We start from the raw sequence: 23,879 nt of genomic DNA, 5'->3' as shown, positions 1-23,879 counted from the left end.
GATGACCACAGTGTCGGCCACCCCGAACCGCACCGCCGAGCCGGACCGTCGGCTGCCCGCCCTGGGCGGGTTCTCCCCGGGCGTCCTGCGCATCGAGTTGCGCCGGGTGCTGCGTAACCGCCGTACCCTCGCGTTCACGCTGATCATGCCGGCGGTCTTCTTCCTCATCTTCGGTCTGCCGCAGGGCGGGCAGCACCTGGACAACGGTCGCCCGGTGACGGCGTACATCATGATCAGCCTCGCCGTGTACGCGGCAATGGTGGCGACCACCAGCGCCGGTGGCGCGGTGGCCACCGAACGGGCGCTGGGCTGGAGCCGTCAGCTGCGGCTCACCCCGCTGCGCCCGAGCGCGTACGTGGCCACCAAGCTGGCCACCGCGATGGCCCTCGGCCTGCTCGCTGTCGTCGTCGAGTTCCTGGTGGGTGCGGCGGCGGGCGTCCGGATCCCGGCGTACGTCTGGCTGCTGTCCGGGCTCGCCGCCTGGATCGGCTCGCTGGTCTTCGCCGCGTTCGGCCTGTTCGTCGGCTACCTGGCGCCGGCCGAGAACGTCATGCAGTTCATCGGCCCGATCCTGGCCGTGCTGGCCATGTTCGGTGGCCTGTTCGTGCCGGTCGAGGTGCTGCCGGAGGTGCTTCAGCACGTCGCGACGTTCACCCCCGTGTACGGCGTGGGGGTGCTGGCCCGCGCCCCGCTGACCGGCGACGGGGTGAGCATGGCGGCGGTGGCCAACCTGGTGGTCTGGGCGCTGGTCTTCGGCGTCGGCGCGACCCGGCTGTTCCGCCGGGACACCGCGCGGGTCTGACCACAGCGACGGATAGCGTGAACCCGATGGACGTCGCGACCGGGCAGCCCCGGCCGGTGAGCCGCCACTGGCGGTTCACCGGCTGGCTGTTGGCCGCCGTGTGGTTGTTCTTCCTCAACGTGCCGCTCGCCACGGCGTTGCACCAGCCGGAGCTGTGGCGGCGGATCCTCGGCGTGGCGGCGCTGGTCGTCTTCAGCGTCGGTTACGTGCTGCTGTTCCAGTGGGCCCGAGGGCTGCGCCAGTCGCTGGCGCCGGTCCCGGCGGGCCGGGCGCGGGTCGGGTTGGCACTGCTGCTCGCGGTGGGCCTGGCCAGCATCCCGGGCACCGACGGGGACTGGCTGGCCACCCTGGTCTACGTGGCGGCGGCGGCGGTGTTCCTGTTGCCGCCGTGGGAGGCGTTGGCGGTGGTGGTGGTCTGCGCCGTGACCCCCGTGCTGACCTCGTGGCTGGTGCCCGGATGGGAGGCGGAGAGCGGCATCGTCTTCGCGGTGCTGCTCGCCTCGTTCGCCATGTTCGGGGTGGCCCAGTTGGCCCAGCGCAACAGCCAGCTCCAGGCCGCCCAGCAGGAGATCGCCCGGCTCGCCATCGCCGAGGAACGGGCCCGCGCGGCACGGGACCTGCACGACATCCTCGGGCACTCGCTGACCGTGGTGGCGATCAAGGCAGAGCTGGCCGGCCGGCTGATCGAGATGGACACCGCCCGGGCCGCCGTCGAGATCGCCGAGGTGGAGGCGCTGGCCCGGGCGGCGCTCGCGGACGTGCGGCAGACCGCCGGGGCGTACCGCGACGTCACCCTCGCCGCGGAGCTGGCCGGCGCCCGCTCCGCGCTGGCTGCGGCGGGCATCGCGGCGGATCTGCCGGCCGAGGTGCCGGAGCTGCCGAAGGAGTGGGACCGGTTGTTCGGTTGGGCGGTGCGGGAAGGGGTGACGAACGTGGTCCGGCACAGCGGGGCGCGGTGCTGCACGGTCCGGGTGTACGCGGACCGGGTCGAGGTGAGTGACGACGGGCGTGGCCCGTCCACTCCCGACGCCACCGGCTCCGGTCTCGTCGGTCTGCGGGAACGGGCGGGGCGGCTGGACGCGGCGGTGACCGTCGGCCGTCGACCGGGCGGCGACGGCTTCCTGCTGCGGGTGCACGCGCCGGGGGAGGCCCGGTGAGCGGCGGGTCGGCGCCGATCCGGTTGCTGCTGGCCGACGACCAGGCGCTGGTCCGGGGCGCGTTGGCAGCGCTGCTCTCGTTGGAGCCGGACCTGACGGTGGTGGCCGAGGTAGGCCGGGGCGACGAGGTGGTGCCCGAGGCCCTGCGCAGCGTCCCCGACGTGGCCCTGCTGGACGTGGAGATGCCCGGCCTGGACGGGATCGCGGCCACCACCGCGTTGCGGGCCGCGATGCCGACCTGCCGGGTGCTGGTGGTGACCACCTTCGGCCGGCCCGGCTACCTGCGTCGGGCGATGGAGGCCGGCGCGAGTGGCTTCGTGGTCAAGGACACCCCGGCCCGACAGCTCGCCGACGCGGTCCGCCGGGTGCACGCCGGCCTGCGGGTCGTCGACCCGACGCTGGCGGCGGAGACCCTCGCCACCGGGGTCAGCCCGTTGACCGAACGGGAGGCCGAGGTGCTGCGGACGGCCCGGGGCGGTGGCACGGTCGCCGACCTGGCCGGGGCGCTGCACCTGTCGGAGGGGACGGTACGCAACCATCTCTCGGCGGCGATCGGTAAGACCGGCGCGCGTAACCGTGCCGACGCGATCCGGGTCGCCGAGCAGAACGGTTGGCTGCTCGGCGACTGAACGGCAGGTCTGCGCGTGCCGGCGCTCAGGCGGTCGGCGGTGGGGCGGGCAACTGGTCGACCACCACCACGCTGCTGCCGGGGCGGACCTCGGCGAGCAGCTCCCGTTGACCGGAGCGGGTCAGCCGGATGCAGCCGTTGGTGACGTTCTCGCCCAACTCGTCGTCGTTGTGCCAGGTGTGCACCCCGATGTGCGCGCCGCGCAGCCCGGCCGGCACCGACTCCGGGTCGTCGGGCACCGACCCGAGCGCGTAGATGTCCACCCCGCCGTAGACCGACTCCGGCGGTGGGGTGCGGCCCAGGATGAAGGTCCGCCCGAGTGGGGTGTCCTGCCCGGACTGGCCGAGGCTGACCTCCCAGGAGCGCACCGCCTTGCCGGCCCGGTACCAGGTGAGCCGGTGCACCTTGCGTTCCACCACGATCTGGTCGCGCAGCGGCACGGTCTCGAAGCCGCCGGGGGGCAGCCAGGCGAGTCGCCGGTTGGCCGAGGGCAGCAGGACTGCCGTCCAGCCGGCATGCCGGTCGGCGATCGGCATGGTCAGCTCGACGCCCCGGATCGTCGGTTCGAGGAAGGCTCGCGGACGACCGCCGGGGGCGTCGTAGGCGGCGATCTTCCTCGTCGGGTGCGCGCCCTCGGTCAACGGCGTGGTGTCCATGGTGGCCGGGTCGGCGGGGAACCCGCCCGGGGCGGGGTCGTAGTCGACCACCGGCAGCCCCGCCGGGGCGGGCGCTGCCGGTGGGATCGACTCCTCCGCGTTCTGCTCCACACTGCTCGGCGTCGGGTCGGCTTTCGCGACGACCCGTTCGGGGGCCGTCGGGTCCGGAGTGAGGGCCTGCCCGACCAGCAGCGCTGTCACCAGCAGCACGGGGACGGCGATGGCGGCGGTCACCCAGACGCCACGACGACGGTACTGAGTCTTTCCGTCAAACGACACCAAACGACTGTATCGGACAAAGGTCTACCGAGAAGGCGTCCTTCCTGCACAAATATCGATTACGAGGGGGGTGGTCAGAGGCGGGCGCCGATGTGGATGGCTACCGCGTCGTGTGCCGGTACGTTCGCCGCGAACCAGCCGTTGCCGTCCACCGTGATCACCGGTCCGCTGCACGTGCCGCCGGCGTACGTGCCGTGGATGACGTCGCAGTATCGCCCGGCGGGCAGCCCCGAGAAGTAGGACCGTCCGTTGACGGCGGAATCCTCGTCGTTGATGGTGACGAAGCCCTTGCCGCTGCGGCTGAACGCGATGTGGTTGTTGCCGTTGTCGTACCAGTTGGCCACGCCGGCGCCCTCGGTGGCATTGCGGAAGCCCACCATGTTGGCGATCACCGGCCAGCGGTGTTCACACTCCCAGCCGGAGTAGCAGGTGGTGTTGAGGGTCTTGTTGTTCCCGTCCGAGGGCGGGCCGACGTCCCGGCTGCTGAAGGTGTAGCTGGACATCACTGTCGGCGACCCGTACGGCCAGGCCAGCATGAACGCGTTCGCCAGCGCGTAGATGCCCCGGTCGGAGTAGGTCAGCACCCCGCCCGCGTCGCGCTGGGTGTCGTGGTTGTCGACGAACACCGAAGCCGATCCGGTGGGCAGGTGCCCCCACCCCTCGCCGAAGTTGCGCAGGTAGGCCAAGCGCTCCGAGCGGAACACCCGGGCCAGGTCCTTGCCGTAGCGGAACTCGTGCACATCGCCGTTGCCGGTGTACTCGGTCGGCTGGACCGGCTCGCCCGCGCCGTAGATGACCTCCTGCACGACGTACGCCGAGCGGGAGAGCTTGCCCCTGATCGCGGCGATGTCGGCGGCCGGCATGTGCTTGCTGGCGTCCAGCCGGAAGCCGTCCACGCCGAGTGAGAGCAGGTCGTTGAGGTACGCGGCGATCTTCGTACGGACGTAGTCGGACTCGGTCTTCAGGTCCGAGAGGTTGACCAACTCGCAGTTCTGCACCTCGTACCGGTCGTTGTAGTTGACGATGTCGTCGCCGTTGTTGCGCCCACAGTGGTGGAAGTCCTGGGTCTGGTAGATGCCCGGGTAGTCGTAGTGCGAGTAGGACGAACCGGCCCAGCCCGTGCCCCCGTTGGCCTGACCGGACATGTGGTTGATCACCGCGTCGACGATCACCTTCACCCCGGCCGCGTGGCAGGTGTTCACCATGGCCTGGAACTGGGCCCGGGTGCCCTTGCGGGACTCGATCCGGTAGCTGACCGGCTGGTACGCCAGCCACCACTGGTTGCCCCGCACGTGTTCCTGCGGGGGTGACACCTGGACGAAGCCGTAGCCCTTCGGACCGAGGGTGCTCTGACACTCGGCGGCCACCGAGGGCCAGTTCCACTCGAAGAGCTGGACGATGACCTTCTTGGCGCCGGAGGGGGCGGCGGCGGCCGGGGGCGCGGTGGCGGGGGACAGCAGCGTGGCGACCAGGCCGAGGGCGAGGACCGCCGAGAGGCGTCGACGTCGGTGCATGGGGACTCCTGACGAGCGCGGGGTGGGGGTGGTGGGGTGTGGAAGCGCCGGCCTGCTCGAATCTTGCAGGCATCACTGAAATTTGCTGAAAGGTTACAAGCCTGTTGCGGGCGTTGTCTATGCATGGATGATCGTCGTTGTTCATGGCCGGCCGATGGAGGGCCGCAACGCACGGTGGCACCACTCGGTTCGATCCCGACTCAGAAATTTTCCGCAGCGGGTGATCCGCGCGCCCCGCCAGTCCGTACTGGATGGGGGAGCAGGGGTCGGCCGGTGGTACGCCGCCGCGAGACGATCGAGGAGCAGATGGCCCGGGCACAGCAGGACAAGAAGGCGGCGACCGTCCGGACCAGCGCCAGCAGTCGGGGGGTGCGAACCCCCTCGCGGCCGGCGGTCGGCATGCTGATCGCGTCGGCGCTCGCCGCGCTCTGGGCGGCGATCATGCTGACCGGCGCCGGACAGAAGGCGTACGCGTACGGCTTCTTCTTCACCGAGTTCTTCGCCGGGGTGATCTCCCTGGTGGCGTTGAGCCTGACCGTGATGCTCGGTCTGCTCGCCACCGACCGGCTGGTGCTGCGCATCCCGCACCGGGTGCTGATGCAGTCGGCGCACCGCGCCACCGGCGTGCTCGGCGTGGCCGGGCTCGGCTTCCACGTTCTCACCAAGATCGCCACAGGCCGGGCGGCGGCGACCGACGCGCTGGTGCCGTTCGTCGGCGGCGGAGGGCTCTACATCGGCCTCGGCACGGTGGCCGCCCTGCTCATGGTCAGCGTGATCTGGACCGGAATCATCCGGGCCCGCTTCGCCGACGTCGGTCCGAAGTGGCTGTGGCGCGCCCTGCACTCCGTCGCGTACCTGGCCTGGCCCTTCGCCGTGCTGCACGGCCTCAACGCCGGTCGGGCCGCGGCGCCCTGGGTGATGTTCAGCTACCTGGGTTGCATCCTGCTCGTCGTGCTGGCCCTGATGGTGCGGCTCTCGGTCAGCATCGGTCGGCGCAGCCGCGAACAGCACCAGGCGGCGGTGCGCAACGCGGTGATGGTTGGCCGGGCCGAGGAGGCGAAGACCGCCCGGACGCTGCTCGCCGGGTTGGGGCGCCGCAGCAAGCCCGCCGACAAGCGTCCCGCCTGGGCGGACACCACCACCGCCACCTGGGCCGCGCCGGCCGCGCGGCGTGACCCCGAACGGTTCACCGTCCCGGTGGTGCCCGAGCCCGGCTCCCTCGTGGAGCCCACCCGGCCCAGCCGACGTCGACGCGAAGAGGAACCAGCCGCCCGCCGCGACACCGAACGGTCGTCCCGCAGCCGGCGCGACGAGGCGGAGCCCACCACCCGCCGGTCGACCCGTCGCAGCGTGGAGGAGACCGGCACCCGCCGACGCGACGAGGAGGAGTTGGAGCCGGTGGCCCGGCGGCGCGGCTCGCGTACCCGGGACGAGGAGGTGCCGACCGGCCGGCGACGCGCCGAGGAATCGGACGTCGAGCGGCCCCGCCGCCGATCCCGCCGCGAGGACGAGGACAGCAGGTACTCCGCCCCGCCGCTGCCGACGGCCGAGCCCGAGGAGCCGTGGGACAGCCCGCGCCGGTGGCAGGCCGCCGAGCCGATCTCCGCCGGCCCGGTCTCCGCCGAACCGATCTCCAGCAGCCCGATCTCGGCGACGCCGCGCAGCGGCAGCGGCCGGCACAGCGCGGAGGACGACCTGCCGGAGGAGCCGGACTACTGGCGTCCGCCGGCCCGGTACGTGCCGGACGAGGCACCGCCGGTCGACGACACGCCGACCCTTGTCGACCTGGCCTCGCGCCGCGCCAAGCGGGCCGCCGGCGAGGGTCGCTCCGCCAAGCGCCGCAAGGCCAGCGCCGACGCGGTGGACGGGGCGTACTGGGCTGGACTGCGGGGTGAGGCCAAGTGATGCGGACGGCTGTGCCACCGGTCGCCTGCGTGGGCGAGCCGCGGCTGACCGCGGGCTTCGCCGAGTACGGACGACTCGACCTGGCGGCACACGAGGAGGTGCACGGGCCGATCGGGCCGATGGAGCCGGCGCAACTGCTCCGGCTCGCCGAAGGCATGCAGCTCAAGGGCAAGGGCGGTGCCGGCTTCCCGTTCGCCCGCAAGATGCGCGCGGTGCTGGAGTCCTGCGAACGGCAGGACCTCGCCGCCGTCGTGGTGGTCAACGCCACCGAAGGTGAGCCGGCCAGTTGGAAGGACAAGGTGCTGCTGACCCGCGCACCGCACCTGATCCTGGACGGCGCTGCGCTGGCCGCGTACGCGCTGGCCGCCGACGAGATCGTCATCGGCGTGGCCGACGACGGGGTCGGCAAGGACTCCCTGATGGAGGCCCTCGAAGAGCGCCGGATGCCGGTGATGACGACGATCGTCACGGTGCCGCACCGCTTCATCTCCGGTGAGGGCGGTGCGCTCGTCAACGGAATCAACGGGCTGCCGCACATTCCGCCCGGCACCAAGAAGCGCTCCAGCGACTCCGGGGTCAGCGGCCTGCCCACCCTGCTGTCCAACGCCGAGACGTACGCCCAACTCGCTGTCGGCGCCCGATTGGGCCCGTACGAGTACGCGGCGCTCGGCACCGACGACGAGCCGGGCACCGTGCTGCTCACCGTGACCGGCGCGGCCGGTCGACCGGCCGTGGTGGAGTGCACTGCCGGCATGCCGCTGCGTGACGTCCTCGACCTGTGCGAGGTCCCGGACGTGCAGGGCATCCTGATGGGCGGCTACCACGGCAAGTGGATCACCCCGGAGGCGGCGGAGAAGGCCGAGGTGTCCCGCAAGGGTCTGGCCGCGGTCGGCGGCACCCTCGGCGCGGGCATCATCGTCCCGGTCGGGGTCGACACCTGCCCGCTCGGTGAGGCCGCGCAGGTGGTGCGTTACCTGGCCGGGGAGTCCGCCGGTCAGTGCGGACCCTGCAAGATGGGCCTGCCGGACCTCGCCCGCGCGGTGGACCTGGCCGTGGCCGGCAGCCAACCGGCGGACGTGGTGCGGGCCGCCGCGGGTGAGGTGAGGGGCCGGGGCGCGTGCAGCCACCCGGACGGCACCGCCCGGTTCGCGCTCTCCGCGATCGAGGTCTTCGCCGAGGATCTGCGGCTGCACAGCACCGGCGACGGCTGTGGCCGACGGGTCAAGGGCGTGATGGGGCTGCCGGGCGCGCCGGACGCGAACCCGCAGAAGCTCACCCTGGACTGGTCACGCTGTGACGGGCACGGCCTGTGCGCGCACGTCGTTCCGGACTTCATCCGGCTGGACGCGAACGGATTCCCGGCCTTCCCGGCCACCCCCGTGCCGACCTGGTTGCGGGAGGGCGCGCTGAAGGCGGTCAAGGTGTGTCCGGAGCTGGCTCTGCGCCTGGCCAAGGCCGAGTAGGGCAGCCGCCGGCACCGGAAGGTCCCTTGCGGACGAGAACGGAGAAGCGGATGCGGATCGGCATGGCGTGGGGAACGGTCGGGCGTGTGCGTCGCCGGGCAGGGGTCGGGCAGCTGCGCCGCGCCGTCACCGCCGGCGCGCTCGTCACGGCGCTGTTCGGCGTCGCCGCCTGTACCGGCACCGCGCCGGGTGGGCCCGCCGCCGCCGGCTCGCCTCCGGCCTCGGCCGGTTCGCCGGTCACACCAGGCACACCGACCGGGACGCCGGCCACGCCGAGCGGCGGACCACCCGCCGCTCCGGCGCAGGTCCCGGACGTTCTGCGCTTCACCGGGACCACCCTCACCGGCGACGCGTTCGACGCGGCGCGGTTCGCCGGCAAGCCGGTGGTGCTGTGGTTCTGGGCGCCGTGGTGCGCCACCTGTGCCAGTCAGGCGTGGACGGTGGCCGAGATCGCGCCGAAGTACCGGGACACGGTGCCGATCGTCGGCGTCGCCGGGCTGGGCGAGCAGCGGGCCATGAAGGACTTCGTCACCGAGTTCGAGCTGGCCGGGACGACCCAGGTCGACGACCGCAAGGGCGCGCTCTGGAAGCGGTTCAAGGTCACCGAACAGAGCATCTTCGTGATCATCGACCGGACCGGCGCCGTGGTCCACCGGGGATTCCTGGACGGTGAGGCGCTCAGCGCCCGCGTCGCCGCCCTGGCCGGGGCGTGACCGCCACGCTGCTGCTCGCGCTGACCGCCGGCATGCTCGGCGCGGTCAACCCGTGCGGCTTCGCGTTGCTGCCCGCGTACCTCTCGCTGTTGGTGGCCGGAGCGTCGGACACCCGCGGCGCGGTCGGCCGCGCGCTCACCGCGGCGGCCGGGCTGACAGTGGGGTACGTGTTGGTCTTCGGCGCGTTCGGCCTGGCGCTCGCGCCGCTGGCCGGCTGGCTGCGGCCCCGCCTGCCGTGGCTGACGGTGACGCTCGGGGTGCTGCTGGTGCTGGCCGGTTGTTGGCTGCTCGCCGGACGGCGACTGCCCAGCCCCGGCTGGTCGGCGCGAGCGCCCCGGCTGACCCGTTCCTGGCCGTCGATGGTCCTGTTCGGCGCGGCGTACGCGTTGGCGTCGCTCGGCTGCGCCATCGCCCCGTTCCTGGCGATCGTGGTGACCAGCCTCCAGGCCGGCTCGACCGGTCGTGGGCTGGCGCTGTTCGGGGCGTACGCCCTCGGGATGGGTCTGGTGGTCGCGGTCGCCGCGCTCGGGGTGGCGCTGCTGCGTGACGGACTGGTGGCCCGGCTGCGCGTCGCCGGCGCGCTGGTGCCCCGCCTCAGCGGTCTGATGCTGCTGGTGACGGGTGGTTACGTCGCCTGGTACGGCTGGTACGAGCTGCGGCTGGCCGCCGGTCGCCGCGACGCCCTGCACGACCCGGTCATCCGAACGGCCGCCCAGGTCCAGCGAGCCCTGGCCGACACCGTGGATCGGGCCGGCCCGGTGGTGCTCCTGGCCGCCCTGGCCGTCCTCCTCGTAACCGCGCTCCTGCTGAAGAGGCGCACCCACCGCTCCGACCCCAGCCCTCGTTGATCATGAAGTTATCGCCCCGAGGTGAAGGGCGATAACTCATGATCAACCATGAGGGCGCAGTAGGGATCTGAGGTAACGCGAGTCTTGACATCGGGAAACGATCATCGGAGGCTGGGCTGACAACGTTGTCACACCGAAGGACCACCATGCGTATATCCGAATTCGAGTTGAGCAGGCGGCGGCTCCTCATCCTGGGCAGCGCCGTCGGCGCCGGACTCGCCATCGCCCGACCCACCGCCGCCCAGGCCGCGCCAGCCGCCACCACGCCACCGGCCGCGGCCACCGGCCCGGTCGCCAAGACGTACCACGCGCTGCTGCTCGCCCACACCCGATGGGCCGAGGAGCAGTGGGATCCGGCGATCAACGCGTACCGCCTCGCGGACTTCAGGTTCGCCGTCGTCCTCGGTAACGCGGTCCTGCTCACCTCGCCCGGGTACGACCCGGCGGCAGCCGGCGTCGACCGGGACACGCTGCACGCCCGCACCATCGCCACCCTCCGCCGGTTCGCGGCCACCAACCGACTCACCGGCGGCACCGAGTGGGGCCGACAGCTGTTCTGGGACAGCACCTTCGAGCTGTACTTCGTCCTGGCCGCCCGACTGCTCTGGTCCGACCTGGACGAGGTGACCCGCAACAACGTCGACCGCATCGCCCGCGGGCAGGCCGCGTACGCCCACTCCCTCGGCACCGGTAACGACCCGCTCAGTGGCAGTTGGACGCCGAACGGTCTCACCGGTGGCTGGATCGGTGACACCAAGCTCGAGGAGATGGGGGTCTACGCCCAGGCGATCGCGCCCGGCCTGGCCTGGGCGCCGGACGACCCCGCCGCCGTGGCGTGGCGCGAGCGGTTCTCGATGTGGACGCTCAACGCGAGTGGACTACCGGCAGCCGACCGGGCCAACCCCGCCCTCGTCGACGGGCGGGCGGTCGCCGACTGGAACACCGCCCACAACATCCACGACACGTTCCTCGTGGAGAACCACGGCTCCTTCGGCCCGCACTACCAGGAAGAACTGTGGCGCACCGCGGGTCGTACCGCCGCGCACTTCCTGACCGCCGGCCAACCACTCCCCGAGGCACTTTCCCGCCAGCCCAACGGCGACCAACTGTGGCGGACCATGCGGCTGCTGGCCAGCGACGCCGGCGAACCCTTCATGCCGATGGTCGCGGACCGCTACCACCTGTACGGCCGCGACGTCCTGCCGCTCGCCTTCCTCGCGCAGGTCCAGGGCGACCGGCACGCCGCCCGGGCCGAGGCGGACCTCGCCGAGCGGCTCATGCCCTACCTGAACTACCCGCCGGAGAATCGGCTCACCAAGTTCAGCGGCGAGCCGAAGTACGAGCCCGAAGCCCGGGCCGAGGTCGCCATCAGTTACCTCTTCCACGCCTGGCGGGCGGCCCACGGCGGCGTGGTCCAGCCGGTCGCCAGCAGTACGTTCTTCACGGCGGCGGCGGGCACCCGGGACTTCGGGGAGCAGGCCGGGCTGACCGCCCATCAAACCCCGGCCGCCTTCGCCGCGGCGGTCAGCAAGACCGGATTCGTGTCGTTCCAGTGGGCCCCCGCCCACGACAACTGGCTGTTCGACACCCGGGCGGCCTCGCTGCTGCCGAGGCAGTCCGCGCCGGTCCTCGGCCGCACCTCCGCCGCGTACACGGTGGCCCGGGACGGTGTCGACGCCACGGCGACCGTTCTGCGCGTCGCCGGTGGCACCGCCGGGTACGTCACGCTGCCCACCGGCACTGTCGTGTACGCCACCACCGGCACCGGTGCCGACGAGGGCGTGTTCACAGTGTTCAACCTGAACATGCCCGGCGTACCCGGGCTCACCGGCACCCGCACCTTCACCGGCGAACAGGGATCCGTCACCCTGGCCGGACAATCGGGCCTCGGCGACGGTGGAACCGACCAGATCAGCTTCGCGCCCCGTCCGGCCAGGTACGTGCGGATGCTCGGCCGTTCCGCCGCCACCCAGTACGGCTACTCGCTGTTCTCCTTCGCGGTGCTCGATGCCGGCGGGGTCGACCGCGCCACCGGCCGGCCCACCACTGCCTCGTCCGCCGACCCCGCCTACCCCGCCGCCCGCGCGACCGACGGCAACCCCTCCACCCGCTGGGCGGTCGCCCGGGAGGAACGCACCCGCGCGGACAGTTGGCTCGCCGTCGACCTCGGCGAGGCCGTCGACATCAGCGGCGTACGCCTGGACTGGGAGGCCGCGTACGGCACCCGCTACATCATCCAGACCTCGCTCGACGGCACCGACTGGAGCGACGCGGCGGTCGTGCCGGACAGCCCGACCATCACCGGCTCCTGGCTGGACGTCGACGGACGGGCGGGCCTGGTCGTCCACAACGCCCAGAACCCGATCACCGTGACCGCCACCACCGTCACCCTGTCCAGCGGACCGGCCACCGGCAGCACCCGGCTGATCGTCGAGGGGTACGCGGGCGCGAGCCGGTCTGCCCTGGCCGCCGCCGCGTCGCGAACCCTGCCCAGCGGCGGTCCGGCGGCATTGCGGGTGAGTGACGCGGACGGGTACCTGAGCCTGTTCAACCTGTCCGACGACGACGTCACGGCGGCGACCGTCACGCTGCCGCAGCGCGCCACGCTGCGGCTGTACCGCGGAAGCCAGGTCACCGGATCGGAGACCAGCACCTACCAGGTCGACCTTGCCGCCGCCACCGCACGCGTCGAGCCGCCCCGGTTCACCGTCACCGCCGCGCAGCCGGAGAAGGCGATTCCCGCCGGTACCCGCTTCGATGTCACCGACTCGCACCACCTCCGAATCACCGCGCCCGCCGGGCACATCGTGAAGGTGCAGGTGGAGTCCGCGGCCGGCGGTGCCCGGCAGCGCGTGACGGTTCCCGCCGGACACCGCAAGGACGTCGCGTTCGCGGGTGGGACGGTGACGCCGACCAGCGACCTGGCCCGGTCCCGGACGACCTACCCGACGTCACCGCTCCCGGCCGGCATGACCGACCCGTCGGCGGCCGTCGACGGCGACCCGGGGACCGCCTGGCAACCCGGCCCGAGCGGCCGAATGGTGATCGACCTCGGATCGCTGCGGGAGTTGGCATCGGTCCGCCTGACCTGGACTCCCGGTCGGCGGCGACCGATCAGCGTATCCACCTCGGCCGACGGACTCGGCTACGCGGCGGTCGCCTCGGTGGCGAAGCCGAAACCCGAGACCACCGTCCCGACCAGGGCCTCCGGGCGGTACGTGGCGATCGCGGTCGCCGACTGGCAGCCCGGTGACGCCCGGCTGACCTCCGTGGAGGTGTTCGGTGCCTGAACCGTCGGGACTGACCACGGACTGACACCCGTGGCTCGAACAGACGGCGGCGGGCCTGGTGCGTCAGCACCAGGCCCGCCGCCGTCGGACGGTTCGGTCAGCGGGGGGTCAGACGGTCGGTGCCCAGGCGCTCCTGAAGGACCTTCGGCACCAGGACACTGCCGTCGGCCTGCTGGTACTGCTCCAGGATGGCCGGGAAGAGCCGACTGGTGGCAAGCGCCGAGCCGTTGAGCGTGTGCACGAAACGGGTCTGCTTGCCGCCCGGCTCGCGATAACGGATGGCGGCCCGCCGCGCCTGGTAGTCGCCGGCCCAGGAGACCGACGACACCTCCTTGTACTTGCCGGTGCTCGGCATCCACACCTCGATGTCGAGGGTCTTCTTCATCGAGGCGCTGGCGTCACCCGCCGAGAGCAGGGTGCGCTGGTAGTGCAGGCCCAGCCCCTCGACCAGGCTCTCCGCGTGGGCGAGCATCTCCTCCAGAGCGGCGTCGGCCTGCTCCGGGAGGGTGAACTGGAAGATTTCCACCTTGTTGAACTGGTGCCCGCGCACGGTGCCGCGCTCGTCCGAGTGCGAGCCGGCCGACTCCCGCCGGTAGCACGGGGTGTACGCGAACGCCTTCAACGGCAGCTTCGGCGTCTCCAGGATCTCGTCCTGGTACGCGCCGAGGATCGCCGTCTCCGACGTCGGCAGCAGGAACTGCCCGCGCGGGGCGGACGCCGAATCGAGGTGGTAGACGTCGTCGTAGAACTTCGGGAACTGCCCGGCGGCGAAGCCGGCCGAGTCCAGCAACAGGTGCGGCGGGAGCAGGAACTCGTAACCGGCCCTGATGTGCTGGTCGACGAAGTAGTTGAGCAGCGCCCACTCCAGCCGGGCTCCGATGCCCGTGTAGATCCAGAAACCGGACCCACCGAGCTTGACCCCGCGCTCGTAGTCGACCAGGCCCAGCGCCCGGCTCAGCTCCACGTGGTCGCGGACCTTCTCGATCACCGGCGGCTCACCGAAGGTCTTCACGACCCGGTTGGCTTCCTTGCCCCCGGCCACCACGTCGTCGCTGGGCAGGTTGGGCAGCTCGCTCATCGCGTCGCGCAGCCGGGCCTGCACCTCGTCCAGCTGGGACTCCAGGTCGGCGAGCTGTCGACGCTCCGCCTCCGGCGCGACGACCTGCGGCTCCTCGCCGGCACGCTTTGCCTGCGCGTACGCCCGGGCCTCCGCCTTACGGCGTTGCCGCTCGGCGTCGATCTCCGTGATCAGCGCGCGTCGTTCCTGGTCGAGCCGCTGGATCTCGTCCAGGGATCGGGTGACCTCGGCGGGATCCAGTCGCTTCGCCAACGCGGTCGCTACCGCCTCGCGATCCTTCCGGATCAACTCCATGTCGAGCATGCTGCTCCGTACGCCTCCGTCCGGGGTCACAGGTGAACCACCAGATGCTACCGTCGCGGCCCCCTCGGCCCGGGACGGGGAGTGATGACAGCTGGTCTACAGCCGGATCGGCATCAGCACCGAGTAGGTGTCCGCGTCGTCCGGACGGCGTACGGCCAGCGGGCCGATCGGCCCGTCCAACTCCAGCACCAGTTGCGGGCCGCCGGCCGCGTTCAACGCGTCCAGCAGGTAGCCGCCGTCCACCCCGACCAGCAGCGCCTCCGAGGTCAGCTCGCTGTCCGGGAGCAGCCGCAGGTCGCCGGTGTCGTCGACGCCCAACACGGTGACCGCCCGGGGCGTGCCGTCGTGGTCGCGGGCGACAGTGGGCGCCGCCGGGTCGGCCAGCGCGGCGCGCAGCGCCGCCACGTCCACCGGGATGCGACGGGCGGTGGGCCGCTCGCCGACGGCCTTGCGGACCAGCCGGCGGTAGTCCGGGAAGTCGTACGGCAGGGCGCTGCCGGTCAGGGTCCGCCCGGCCACCAGCACCCGCAGACCCGCGCCCGCCACGGTCAGCCGCACCGGCCGGGCGTCGGCGGCGGTGAGCAGCGCCCGGACCTGGTCGACGAGGTCGACGGGTGCGAACACCCGCACCGGGGGACCGTCGACGTCGGCCCGGGCCCGGGCCAGCGCGAGCCGGTACCGGTCGGTGGCGACCAGCCGCACGCCGTCGGACTCCACGTCGAGCAGCACGCCGGAGAGCATCGGCAGCTCCGGGTCGGCGCCGACGGCGAAGCGCACCGCGTCGAGCGCGGCGGCCAGGTCGGCGGGGGAGAGGAGCACAGTGGTGCTGGTCTGCGGGGCCGGGTCGACGAGCGTCCGGAGCCGGGTCACCTCACGGCGGGCGTCGGCGAGCCCGTCGACCAGCCGACGCAGGTGCGCGTCGAGCAACAGGTGCACCGCGGCCGGCTCGGCGCGTACCGCGGCGGCGATCTCCGGCACCGGCATGCCGATCCGGCGCAGCCCGGCCACCAGGCGGGCCGGCGCGATCTGCTCGTCGGTGTACCAGCGGTAGCCGGTCACCGGGTCGACCAGGGCCGGTTCCAGCACCCCCGCCGAGTCGTAGAAGCGCAGGGCGCTGACGGTCAGGCCACTGGCCCGGGCCAGCTCACCGATGCTGTGCAGGTCGCTCACGCTGGGCATCCTGCCCCCTCGACCCGGTCGAGGGTCAAGCCGAGCGGTCCAACACCCGGAAGGTGAGCCCGGCCCGGACGAGCCGGTCGAGCAGCGCGTCGCCCATCGCGGCGACCGGGGTGACCTGACCGGCGGTCGGCGGCAGGTCGTCGAGCGCCAGGCAGAGCGCCGACTCACCGAGCATCTTCGCCGTCTCGTCGTAGCCCGGGTCGCCGCCGGCCACCGCGGTGACCACCCGCTGCCCACCCCCGGTGCCGACGAACCGCACCCGGAACCAGGACGCGGCCCGCTGCTGGGCGGTCGGGCCCTGCCCGGAGGCCAGTCGGCCGAGCAGCCACCGTCGACTGGGCGGCAGCTTCACCAGCCCGATCAGCGCGCCGAGCCCGGCCGCGCCGGCCAGCACCGTGGGCAGCCGCTTCACCGCTGCGAAGTGCCGGTAACGGAAGTCCGGGCCGTACTCCGGACGGGCCGCTGCCGTTCGGCGGACCACCTGCGGGTCGATGGTCGGCAGCGGGACGGTCCAGATGCCCAGCTCGGCGGAGCGGGCCAGCCGGCCGGGTACCGCCCGGACCCGGCGGTCGGTGGGGCGCGGTTCGACCGCACGGCGGTCCCGGGCGGCCCGACTGGCCTGTGCCGTGCGGGAGAACGCGGTGAGCGCGGAATGGTACGTGCCGGCGGAGAACCGACCACCGGCGCGCACGTAACCGTCCACGGTGATCGGCACGTCGGCGGGCAGGTGCTTGACGGTGAACCAGACCCCCAGGTCGTGCGGGATCGAGTCGAACCCGCAGGCGTGCACCAGCCGGGCCCCGGTGCGGGTCGCCTCGTCGTGGTGGCGCACGTACATCAGGTCGACGAACTCCGGCTCGCCGGTGATGTCCAGGTAGTCGGTGCCGGCCCGGGCGCAGGCCCCGACCAGCGGCTCCCCGTGGTGGATGTACGGGCCGACCGTGCTGGCCACCACCCGGGTGCTCTCCGCCACCGCGCGCAGCGCGTCCGCGTCGGTCACGTCGGCGGTCAGTAACGGCAGCTCGGCCAGTGTCGGGTCGATCGCGGCGAGCCGGTCGCGGACGGCGGCGAGACGCTGCTGGTTGCGCCCGGCCAGCGCCCAGCGCAGCCCGGCCGGCGCGTGCCGGGCCAGGTACTCAGCGGTCAGACCGCCGGTGAACCCGGTCGCCCCGAACAGCACCACGTCGTACGTCCGCTCCCCAGTCATCCCCGGAGTCTGCCATTCGTGGCCCCCGACGGCAGATCACGACGAGGCCGTCAGGGCGTGAACACGGCCCGTACGCATCCGTCGGCCCGGTCCCGGAACAACGCGTACCCGTGGGCGGCCTGCTCCAACGGCAGCCGGTGGGTGGCCAGATGCTCGGTACGCAGCTCGTCGCGGGCCATCCGGTCCAGCAGCATCGGCACGTCCCGAAGGTCCGGGCGACGTACCCCGTGCAGCGTGAGCCGCCGGTCGGTCACCGTGCCCAGCGGGAACGCGTCGACGAAGCCGCCGGTCGCGCCGAGCACCACCACCACACCGCCCTTGCGGCAGGCGTACACGGCCTCCCGCAGCGCGTCCGGTCGGTCGGCGGTGTGGCCACCGAACCGGTCGATCAACGATCGGGCCGGCGGCGTGCCGACCGCCACCACGCACACGTCCGGACCACGTCCACCGCTGCGGTCGCGCAGCTCCGCCGCGACGTCGGTGCGACGGTAGTCCAGCGGCTCCGCGCCGCAGTGCCGCTCGGCCATCCGCAACCGCTCCTCGTGGCGGTCGAGCACCAGCACTCGGGAGGCGCCGCGCAGCACCGCCGCCCGGGCGGTCAGCTGGCCCACCGCCCCGGCACCCCAGATCGCCACCACGTCGCCGGCACGTACCGCCCCCACCTCCGCCGCCAGCCACCCGGTCGGCGCCGCGTCGGCGGCGAACACCGCCCGGTCGTCGTCGACCCCGTCCGGCACTCCGAACGCACCCTCGTCGGCGTACGGCACCCGCACGTACTCGGCGTGACCGCCGGCGAACCCGCCCGCCGCCCGGGGCCGACCGAAGCAGCCGGCGTCGGAGCGCCCCCAGTCGGGGTCCGCGCTCGCCAGCTCGGCGCTGCCGTTGTCGCAGCAGGAGTGCAGGCCCTGACGGCAGTACCAGCAGCCTCCGCACGCGACGCTCGCGCCGACGACCACCCGGTCGCCGGTGCGGTGCCGGCGGACCGCGGGCCCGACCTCGACCACCTCGCCCAGGAACTCGGCCCCGAGCACGTCACCGGCTCGCAGGAGCGGGTCCCGGCCGGCCAGCAACGGCAGGTCACCGCCGCAGGTGGCGCTGCGCCGAACCCGGACGATGACGTCCCGCTCGTTGCGCAGCTCCGGGTCGGGCACCTCGCGTACCGCCACCTCGTCGGCCGCCATCCAGCACAGGGCCCTCACCCGCGTACCTCGGTGCGGTCCAGCGCGGACCGGTCCGCGCGCAGCACCTCACCGGCCTCCACGCGCTGCTTGACCTGGCGTAACGTCCGGCGCACCAGCAGAGCCGGGTCGTCGCCGACCATGTGCGCGGCCAACCCGGCGGGCGGGGGTCCGCCGGCGAGTGGCCGGGCGGCCAGCTCCGTGCCCCGGTCGCCGGGCGCCGGCCGTACCCGTACCTCGATCGCGCCACCCAGCCGGCGCAGTGGTTCGGGCCAGCGCCCGTCCGGAAGCACCTGCTCGGGCGGCCGGTCGACAGTCACCACCTCCCACCGGGCCGACGCGCCAGGGTCGCCGTCCGCGCCGGTCCGGCCCCGCGCGGCGGCACGGCCGTCCGCGCCCGGCCCACCCACCCACCGGGGTACGCGCAGCAAGCGCACCGCCCGGGCCAGCGCACCGCTGCCGAGGGCGGGTCCCGCCCGCGCCAGCCGTCCCATCGGTCCCACAGGTCCTCCCCGTCCGTACCCCGCGGACGCCGCCACCAGGGCGGCTGCCACGTCCCCCGATCCTCGGCCCCGCCCGGGTGAAGCGTGCTCGCCCGGAAGGGGTGAACCGCCTTCCGCCGGGTAACCGCTCGCCGACCGGGGGCGGAACGTGCGGTGGGGGTGGGGCTGGGTGTCGGAACAGGATCGCGTGCGGGTCGAACCGACAGCGGGGCCGCCGCTGCTGGCGTCCCGGCTGACCCCGGCGGTGCCGCCGGAACCGGTCGTGGCCCGACCCCGACTGCTGCGCCGCTTGGACGAGGGCAGCGCGGGGCCGGTCACCCGGATCGCTGCTCCGGCCGGCTGGGGTAAGACCACGTTGCTCGCGTCCTGGGTACGGCTGGGTGGCGCTCCGCCCGAGGTCGAGCCGGGTGCTGTCGTGCCCGACTCCGGCGAACTGGCGGCCCCGCCCGAGTCCCGCCCGGTTCCGGCGTGGGTGTCCGTGGAGGTCGGCGACGACGGTGACCGGCTCTGGTCGTACCTCGCGGCGGCCCTGCGTGCGGCCACCGGCTCGACGGAGAGTGGACCGGTGCCGGACCGGTCGCCGCGCCCCGAGCACCTAGAGGCGCTGGCCGCCTCGCTCGCCGCCGCGGACCGGCCGGTGCTGCTGATCCTGGACGACCTGCACCGGGTCGCCGACCCGGCCGCATTGACCGGGTTGGAGTTCCTGCTGCGCCACGCCGAGCAGCGGTTGCGTCTGGTGATCGGCGCGCGGGCCGGGCTGCACCTGCCGCTGCACCGGCTCCGCCTCGCCGGCGAGCTGACCGAGATCGGCCCGGACGAGTTGGCGTTCACCGACGACGAGGTTGCCGACCTGCTCACCGCGCACGGTGCCGCGCTGCCGGCGGCTGCCGTGCACCGCCTGCGAGAGCGGACCGGAGGGTGGCCGGCCGCGTTGCGCATCGCGGCCCTTGCGGTACGCGCTCAGGCCGACCCGGAGCGCTGGGCGGGCCAGTTCGGCGGTGACCAACCGGAGATAGCCGGCTACCTGCACGAGGAGGTGCTCGCGACGCTCGACCCGGCCGAGGAGGACCTGCTGCGCCGTACCGCGGTCGTCGACACCGTCTGTGCCGACCTGGCCGAGGCGCTGACCGGCCGCGCCGACGCCGGGCAGGCGCTCGCCGACCTGGCCGGGGCCGGCGGTCTGCTGCACCGGGAGGACACCCGCCCAGCCTGGTACCGGTGCGAGCCCCTGCTCGCCGACCTGCTCCGCGCCGACCTGGCCCGGTTGCCCGCCGACGACCTGCGCGAGCTGCACGCCCGGGCCGCCGACTGGTACGCGGGCGACGGCCGGCCGGCCGACGGTCTGCGGCACGCGTTGGCCGCCGGCCGGTGGGACCTGGCCGGCGACCTGTTCGTCGCCCACTGGCCGGAGCTGACCCGTTACGACCGCGAACCGGTGCACGCCCCGGCCCCCGTGGCCCCACCGGCGGAGGTGGTCCGCGCCGATCCGGAGGTGGCGTTGGCCTGTGCCGCCGAGCGCGTGTGCGCCGGTGACCTGCCGGTCGCGAGTGGCCACCTGGGCGTGGCGGCCGAGCACGCCGCGGGTCTTCCCGTGCCCCGACGCGACCGGTTCCTGCGGTTGGTCACCGCGCTGGAGGTGAGCGTGGCCCGGCTCGCCGACGACCAGGCGGAGGTCCGCGCCGCCGCCGCCCGACTGCTGCGAACCCGCCCGGAGGGCGCCACACCGACCCGGCTGCCGGACTCCGCGCCGACCAGCTCCGCCCCCACCACCGGTGGGGGCGCGGCGGCCGACGACGCGGACCTGAGGGCGTTCACCGGCACCGCGCTGGGGCTGGTCGAGTTGGCTGACGGCGCGTTGCCGGCTGCCCGCTTCGTCCGGGCCCGGGCGGCGGCCCGGGAGGCCGGTCGGCCGCGTACCGAGCTGGTCGGCGCCAGCCGTGCCGCACTGTTGCTCGCGGTCCGCGGCGAGTTGCGGGCGGCCGAGCAGGCGGCCCGGGACGCGCTGGGGATGCCGCCCTGCCGGGGTTGGTCGGGTCGGCTCGACTGCGCCTACGCGTACCTGGCGTTGGCCCTGGTGGCGCTGCTGCGTGACCAGCCCGAGGAGGCGGCGGCGAACCTCGCCCTCGCCGGCCCGGCGTTCGGCGTCGCGGACGGGTGGGGCGGCGGCGCCGAGGCCGGTACCGGTGAGGACTGGCTCGCCGCCGCTCCCGGCGAACCGGTGGCGGCGGCGGTGGCGGCCCTGTGTCGGGCGCAGTTGCACCGCGACGCCGGCGACCCGGCGGCCGGCCAGCGGCTGCTCGTCCGGGCCGGTGCGGCACTGGCCGACCGTCCCTCCGCCACCGAACTGACCAGCCTTGTGCGGGCCGCCGAGGCCGAACTACGCGCCGAGCGGGGCGACCTGGACGCCGCCCGTGACCTGCTGGCCGGAATCGCCGACGACGGGACCGACCCGGTGCTGGCGGTGACGGTGGCGAAGGTGGAACTGCTGGCCGGCGACACCGCCGCGGCCGGGCGGGCCCTGCCGGCCTGGCAGGCGCCGACGGCCACGGCCTGGCCCCTTCCGGTACGCCTGGACGCGGGGCTGCTGGACGCGGTGCTCGCCGAGCGGGCCGGGGACGGGCGTCGGGCCGGCCGGATCCTGGAACAGGTGCTGGACCTCGCCGGCCCACAGGGCTGCCGACGGGTCTTCACCCGCGCCGCACCACCCGTACGGGACCTGCTGGCCGCCCACCTGGACGCGGGCACCGCGCACTTCACGCTGGTCAGCGACCTGGTCCGGGGGGCCAACACGAGCACTGCCCGGCCGACGGCGGCGCCCCGGGGCGTTCTCGACGAACCGCTCACCGAGCGTGAGCTGACCATCCTGCGCTACCTGCAGAGCATCCTGTCCAACGTGGAGATCGCCAGCGAACTGTCGCTCTCCGTCAACACGGTGAAGACCCACGTCCGCAACATCTACCGCAAACTCGACGCGACCCGCCGGCGTGAAGCGGTCCGGCGGGCGCGCGAGTTGCGGCTGATCTGAGCGGTTCGGCGGTCAGGCGTCGCCGGCGGAGTCCACGGCCGTCAACAGGTCGGCCAGGTCGTAGCCGCCGTCGTGTCGGACGCCGTTGACGAACAGGGTCGGGGTGCCGTTCACCCCGCTCCGAATGCCGCCCACGAAGTCCCGGCGTACGCGGTCGGCGTGCGCACGGCTCTCCACCTCGGCGTTCAACTCGTCCGGTGGCAACCCGACCTGTTCGACACCGAGCGAGAGGTGCACCGGGTCGAGTTGGTCCTGGTGCTCGTAGAGCCAGTCGTGCATCTCCCAGAACCGGCCCCGCACCCCGGCGGCCTCGGCGGTCTCGGCGGCCCGTTCGGCGTACGGGTGCACGTTGGCGATCGGGAAGTAGCGGTAGACCAGCCGGACGGTGTCGGCCCGTTGCCGTAGCAACTCGTGCAGGTTCGGGTACGCGGCACCGCAGAACTGGCACTGGAAGTCGCCGTACTCGACGACGGTGACCGCCGCGTCGGCCGGCCCGCGGATGTGGTCCTCGGTGGTCACCGGGTCCCGAAGTCGGGCGGTGACCTGCAGTGGCGTGGTCATCCGGTCGTCACCTTCCGGTCGGCGGTGAGTTGGTCCAGCGCGTCGAAGATGCCGTCCGCGCCCGGGTTCACGTCGGGCGGCGAGACGTAACTCCAGGCCACCATGCCGGCCGGGTCGAGCACCACGAGCGCGCGGGCGGCCTCACCGCGCGGCTGGTACGCGCCGTAGGCACGGGCCACCTCGCCCTTGGGCTCGAAGTCGGCCAGCAGGGGGAACTCGATGTTCCGGCTCTCCGCGAACGCCCGGTGCGACCAGATGCTGTCCACCGAGATGCCGAGCACGACCGCCTCGTACTGCGCGAAGACGGGTGTCGCCGACTGGTAGAGCGACATCTGGTCACCGCAGACCGGGCTCCAGTCGGCGGGGTAGAAGGCGAGCACCACCGGTCGGCCGCGGAACTGCTCGGGCCCCATCGGGTCCCCGGCCGGGGTGGCCGGCAGGGTGAAGTCGGGCGCGGCGTGCCCCGGTTGGATCAGCCCGTTCGGATCACTCATGCCCCCAGCCTGCTCCCGGGGTGGGTGAGGCGGACTCACCCACCTCGGGTGGTTCCGGGCCCGCTCAGCGCGGCGCTGAGGCAGGCTCGCTCAGCGCCGCGCGTGGCGCTCACTCACCGCAGCCCCGGGGCGACGGCGATGTGGTTCTGCACCTCACGGATGCCGGGCGCGGACCATGCCACCTGCTCGACCTCGGCCCGCTCGGGCATCGAGTGCACCAACCCGGCGAGCACCGCCGTGTCGCCGTGCACCCGGACGGTGATCCGTTCGGCTTCGGTCGCCCCGGCTCGGGCGAGGGCGTCGACGATGCGCTCGGCCAGGTTCCGACCGTCCGGCGCGGCGGCCGGTTGGACGGCGATGCCGTTGCTCACCCCGCGTACGCCGGTCAGTCGGCCGACCGCGCGTTCGGCAGCGCGGCGCTGGTACTCCCACTCGACGTCGCCGTGCAGCGTCACCCAGCCGGTCGAGACGGTGACCTGGAGTTTTTCGACGGGTACGAACGCGTCCCACTCCAGCGCGTGGCTGGCGGCGGCGGCCAGGTCGGGGTCGGTGCGCTCCGCGCCGGCGGCCAGTTGCACGGCCAGGTCGTTGGCGACAGCCCGGACCTGGGCGACCCGGTGCGCGGCGCGTTCGGCGGCCCACTTCTTCGCGTAGCTGTCCACCCGGCCGGTCAGCGTGACGACGCCTTCGGCGACGGTCACGCCGATCTCGTGCGGCTGTACCCGCGGTTCCCAGGTCAGCTCGTCGAGTACGGCGGACTGGATGTCCTGGTCGGTGCGGCTGATCTCCGCGATGGCCATCTGTCCTCCTCCCGTGCTCCGGTGGCGAACCGGGCGGCGACGTGCAGCCGGAGGCTCGCCGACGTCGAACCTGCCGCCGCTCGGGGTGAACCGTCCTCGCCCGGACGGGGTGACATGACGACTGTTTCATCCATGGGAGCGCTTCCATCACGAGTGTATTTCGGTTACGGTAATCGCGTTCCTCGATCGCGGAAGCCGTCGCGTCGGGTGGTGGAGCCAGGGCAGCTCCGTCCCCGTCGTCGTGCTCGTCCCCCGGGCCACGACGCTCCCGGCCGATCGACCCCGTCCCCCGGGGT

Annotated in this window: 19 protein-coding genes; 9 read left to right on the top strand and 10 right to left on the bottom strand. The window is 73.4% G+C overall.

Features of this window, described 5'->3' with window-relative positions:
* Position 1: 1 nt before the first annotated feature.
* Genes O7631_RS30695 through O7631_RS30685 form a run of 3 tightly spaced genes read left to right on the top strand, consistent with a single transcriptional unit; the run spans position 2 to position 2,588 of the window.
* On the top strand, positions 2-802 hold the full coding sequence (locus O7631_RS30695; protein ID WP_278147443.1) for an ABC transporter permease: 801 nt from the start codon (positions 2-4) through the stop codon (positions 800-802).
* A 26-nt stretch (positions 803-828) separates the two neighbouring features.
* Complete coding sequence (locus tag O7631_RS30690) at positions 829-1,959, top strand: histidine kinase (protein ID WP_278147442.1); 1,131 nt, start codon at positions 829-831, stop codon at positions 1,957-1,959.
* Positions 1,956-2,588, top strand: coding sequence for a response regulator transcription factor (locus O7631_RS30685; protein WP_278147441.1), 633 nt, complete (start codon positions 1,956-1,958; stop codon positions 2,586-2,588). Before O7631_RS30690 ends, O7631_RS30685 begins: the two co-directional genes overlap by 4 nt.
* Positions 2,589-2,613: 25 nt before the next feature.
* Here O7631_RS30685 and O7631_RS30680 read toward each other — a convergent pair whose 3' ends face one another.
* Positions 2,614-3,522: a L,D-transpeptidase gene (locus tag O7631_RS30680; RefSeq protein WP_278147440.1), complete on the bottom strand. Its 909-nt coding sequence runs from the start codon at positions 3,520-3,522 to the stop codon at positions 2,614-2,616.
* A 74-nt stretch (positions 3,523-3,596) separates the two neighbouring features.
* Positions 3,597-5,036: an alpha-amylase family protein gene (locus O7631_RS30675; RefSeq protein WP_278147439.1), complete on the bottom strand. Its 1,440-nt coding sequence runs from the start codon at positions 5,034-5,036 to the stop codon at positions 3,597-3,599.
* Between the two features lie 273 nt (positions 5,037-5,309).
* On the opposite strand from O7631_RS30675, the gene O7631_RS30670 reads away from it, so the two are divergent.
* The 5 genes from O7631_RS30670 to O7631_RS30650 all read left to right on the top strand — a co-directional run bounded on the left by O7631_RS30670 (position 5,310) and on the right by O7631_RS30650 (position 13,255).
* Positions 5,310-6,941, top strand: coding sequence for a ferric reductase-like transmembrane domain-containing protein (locus tag O7631_RS30670; protein WP_278147438.1), 1,632 nt, complete (start codon positions 5,310-5,312; stop codon positions 6,939-6,941).
* Entirely contained in the window at positions 6,941-8,404 is a 1,464-nt protein-coding gene (locus O7631_RS30665; protein WP_278147437.1) for an NADH-quinone oxidoreductase subunit NuoF family protein, read from the top strand. Before O7631_RS30670 ends, O7631_RS30665 begins: the two co-directional genes overlap by 1 nt.
* Positions 8,405-8,454: 50 nt before the next feature.
* Positions 8,455-9,117 (top strand): thioredoxin-like domain-containing protein, encoded by a 663-nt coding sequence (locus O7631_RS30660; RefSeq protein ID WP_278147436.1) that lies wholly within the window; start codon positions 8,455-8,457, stop codon positions 9,115-9,117.
* On the top strand, positions 9,114-9,965 hold the full coding sequence (locus tag O7631_RS30655) for a cytochrome c biogenesis protein CcdA (protein WP_278147435.1): 852 nt from the start codon (positions 9,114-9,116) through the stop codon (positions 9,963-9,965). Before O7631_RS30660 ends, O7631_RS30655 begins: the two co-directional genes overlap by 4 nt.
* Positions 9,966-10,111: 146 nt before the next feature.
* Positions 10,112-13,255 carry a discoidin domain-containing protein gene (locus O7631_RS30650; protein WP_278147434.1) on the top strand — a complete coding sequence of 1,048 codons (3,144 nt, stop codon included), beginning with the start codon at positions 10,112-10,114 and terminating at the stop codon, positions 13,253-13,255.
* 97 nt (positions 13,256-13,352) lie between these two features.
* Here O7631_RS30650 and serS read toward each other — a convergent pair whose 3' ends face one another.
* The 5 genes from serS to O7631_RS30625 all read right to left on the bottom strand — a co-directional run bounded on the left by serS (position 13,353) and on the right by O7631_RS30625 (position 18,703).
* Positions 13,353-14,636: a serine--tRNA ligase gene (serS, locus tag O7631_RS30645; protein WP_278148072.1), complete on the bottom strand. Its 1,284-nt coding sequence runs from the start codon at positions 14,634-14,636 to the stop codon at positions 13,353-13,355.
* A 96-nt stretch (positions 14,637-14,732) separates the two neighbouring features.
* Complete coding sequence (locus tag O7631_RS30640) at positions 14,733-15,815, bottom strand: MerR family transcriptional regulator (RefSeq protein ID WP_278147433.1); 1,083 nt, start codon at positions 15,813-15,815, stop codon at positions 14,733-14,735.
* A 25-nt stretch (positions 15,816-15,840) separates the two neighbouring features.
* Positions 15,841-17,022: a saccharopine dehydrogenase NADP-binding domain-containing protein gene (locus O7631_RS30635; protein WP_278147432.1), complete on the bottom strand. Its 1,182-nt coding sequence runs from the start codon at positions 17,020-17,022 to the stop codon at positions 15,841-15,843.
* A 50-nt stretch (positions 17,023-17,072) separates the two neighbouring features.
* Complete coding sequence (locus O7631_RS30630; protein ID WP_278147431.1) at positions 17,073-18,221, bottom strand: alcohol dehydrogenase catalytic domain-containing protein; 1,149 nt, start codon at positions 18,219-18,221, stop codon at positions 17,073-17,075.
* Positions 18,218-18,703, bottom strand: a complete 486-nt coding sequence (locus O7631_RS30625) for a hypothetical protein (protein ID WP_278147430.1) — start codon at positions 18,701-18,703, stop codon at positions 18,218-18,220. The genes O7631_RS30630 and O7631_RS30625 overlap by 4 nt, the downstream gene beginning before the upstream one ends.
* Before the next feature lie 169 nt (positions 18,704-18,872).
* Here O7631_RS30625 and O7631_RS30620 point away from each other — a divergent pair, with 169 nt between their 5' ends.
* Complete coding sequence (locus tag O7631_RS30620) at positions 18,873-21,728, top strand: LuxR C-terminal-related transcriptional regulator (protein WP_278147429.1); 2,856 nt, start codon at positions 18,873-18,875, stop codon at positions 21,726-21,728.
* A gap of 12 nt (positions 21,729-21,740) precedes the next feature.
* On the opposite strand, the gene O7631_RS30615 is transcribed toward O7631_RS30620, so the two are convergent.
* The 3 genes from O7631_RS30615 to O7631_RS30605 all read right to left on the bottom strand — a co-directional run bounded on the left by O7631_RS30615 (position 21,741) and on the right by O7631_RS30605 (position 23,583).
* A complete protein-coding gene (locus O7631_RS30615) occupies positions 21,741-22,289 on the bottom strand; it encodes a DsbA family protein (RefSeq protein WP_269682888.1) in 549 nt (182 codons plus the stop codon).
* Positions 22,286-22,783 carry a redoxin domain-containing protein gene (locus O7631_RS30610; protein ID WP_278147428.1) on the bottom strand — a complete coding sequence of 166 codons (498 nt, stop codon included), beginning with the start codon at positions 22,781-22,783 and terminating at the stop codon, positions 22,286-22,288. Before O7631_RS30610 ends, O7631_RS30615 begins: the two co-directional genes overlap by 4 nt.
* A gap of 113 nt (positions 22,784-22,896) precedes the next feature.
* Complete coding sequence (locus tag O7631_RS30605) at positions 22,897-23,583, bottom strand: BON domain-containing protein (RefSeq protein WP_278147427.1); 687 nt, start codon at positions 23,581-23,583, stop codon at positions 22,897-22,899.
* Positions 23,584-23,879 lie beyond the last annotated feature (296 nt).

It is taken from the genome of Micromonospora sp. WMMD967 (assembly GCF_029626165.1).
Classification (GTDB): Bacteria; Actinomycetota; Actinomycetes; order Mycobacteriales; family Micromonosporaceae; genus Micromonospora; species Micromonospora taraxaci.
Note: the sequence above shows the minus strand (reverse complement) of the source record. Positions and strands in the feature narration are given on the sequence as shown.

What these genes read in the sequence shown, in the direction of transcription:
- O7631_RS30695 (WP_278147443.1), top strand. Translation starts at nt 2, where the DNA reads ATGACCACAGTGTCGGCCACCCCGAACCGCACCGCCGAGCCGGACCGT.
- O7631_RS30690 (WP_278147442.1), top strand. Translation starts at nt 829, where the DNA reads ATGGACGTCGCGACCGGGCAGCCCCGGCCGGTGAGCCGCCACTGGCGG.
- O7631_RS30675 (WP_278147439.1), bottom strand. Translation starts at nt 5,036, where the DNA reads ATGCACCGACGTCGACGCCTCTCGGCGGTCCTCGCCCTCGGCCTGGTC.
- O7631_RS30665 (WP_278147437.1), top strand. Translation starts at nt 6,941, where the DNA reads ATGCGGACGGCTGTGCCACCGGTCGCCTGCGTGGGCGAGCCGCGGCTG.
- O7631_RS30660 (WP_278147436.1), top strand. Translation starts at nt 8,455, where the DNA reads ATGCGGATCGGCATGGCGTGGGGAACGGTCGGGCGTGTGCGTCGCCGG.
- O7631_RS30650 (WP_278147434.1), top strand. Translation starts at nt 10,112, where the DNA reads ATGCGTATATCCGAATTCGAGTTGAGCAGGCGGCGGCTCCTCATCCTG.
- serS (WP_278148072.1), bottom strand. Translation starts at nt 14,636, where the DNA reads ATGCTCGACATGGAGTTGATCCGGAAGGATCGCGAGGCGGTAGCGACC.
- O7631_RS30640 (WP_278147433.1), bottom strand. Translation starts at nt 15,815, where the DNA reads ATGCCCAGCGTGAGCGACCTGCACAGCATCGGTGAGCTGGCCCGGGCC.
- O7631_RS30635 (WP_278147432.1), bottom strand. Translation starts at nt 17,022, where the DNA reads ATGACTGGGGAGCGGACGTACGACGTGGTGCTGTTCGGGGCGACCGGG.
- O7631_RS30615 (WP_269682888.1), bottom strand. Translation starts at nt 22,289, where the DNA reads ATGACCACGCCACTGCAGGTCACCGCCCGACTTCGGGACCCGGTGACC.
- O7631_RS30610 (WP_278147428.1), bottom strand. Translation starts at nt 22,783, where the DNA reads ATGAGTGATCCGAACGGGCTGATCCAACCGGGGCACGCCGCGCCCGAC.
- O7631_RS30605 (WP_278147427.1), bottom strand. Translation starts at nt 23,583, where the DNA reads ATGGCCATCGCGGAGATCAGCCGCACCGACCAGGACATCCAGTCCGCC.